This is a genomic window from Nocardioides sp. Z35_8, from assembly GCF_059621125.1.
The window spans coordinates 1-1,006 of sequence record NZ_JCAQIE010000011.1 but is presented as its reverse complement, the minus strand read 5'-3'; the positions used below and the strand labels follow the sequence as shown (position 1 = coordinate 1,006).

The window sequence follows — 1,006 nt, the reverse complement described above, 5'->3', positions numbered from 1 at the left end:
AAGTACGGCGGCCGACGCCTGTTCGGGCGGACGGAGGCATGACGGTGACGAACTCGCTCCTCGATGATCTGGCGGGACGATCAGCGGAACGCCTCGGCGCCACACAGCGGGGGGTCGTCATGGTGGGGGCGTTACACCACGGGCAGTCGGCAGTGCACGGCGCAGATCCCGGCACGCAGTTCGAGATCGGTTCCGTCACCAAGACGTTCACCGCCCTTGCGTTGGCCCGGCTCGTCGTGCGCGGTGTCGTGGAACTTGACCAACCGCTGAACGACCTTCTGCCGCGCGACATCACGGCCCCAGAACGCGGCGGCGAGGTCATCAGGCTGGGGCACCTGGCCTCCCACACTTCTGGCCTTCCAGGCCTGCCCAAAGGACTCCTGGCGCGGGGGCTCTTCCGATCAGATCCCTACGCCGGATGCACCGGCGAGTTCCTGATGGACGGACTGCGGCGCACCCGTTTGCGATCGGTGCCCGGTGTCCGCGTTCACTACTCCAACCTCGGTGCCGGCTTACTGGGACTTGTTCTGGCACGCCACATCGGTACCGACTACGACACCCTCATTCAGGGCGAGATCTGCCGGCCCCTGGGCATGAGCGATACCCGCGTGGTGCTCGACGCCGAAGGGACGGCCCGACTGGCAACCGGCCACTCCCGCCTGGGACGCCCACGCCCACCTTGGCACCTTGGCGCCCTCGCCGGCGCCGGTGGTCTGCACTCCACTGTGCCCGATCTGCTCAAGTTCGCGCGTGCTCACCTCGGTTCAGCACCTGACGAGCTCGCGGAAGCCATCGCTCTCAACCGGGCCACTTCCCACCGCATCAACGCGAGAGCTGCGATCCATCCCGGCTGGATCGCAGCCACCCCGCCCCGCAGCGAGCATCGAGTCATGTTCCACAACGGCGGCACCGGCGGCTACCGCAGCCTGCTGGCCATCGCTCCTGAACACCACGCCGCGGTCGTCATCCTCAACGCCAACAACCGATCCGTGGACCGTCCCGGCCT

General features: G+C 67.6%; 1 protein-coding gene. It reads left to right on the top strand.

Translation table 11 applies throughout. The features are described 5' to 3' along the window. Positions 1-38: 38 nt before the first annotated feature. The coding region (locus AC54T2_RS19645) for a serine hydrolase domain-containing protein (protein WP_496667010.1) at positions 39-1,006 on the top strand (968 nt) is incomplete at its 3' end.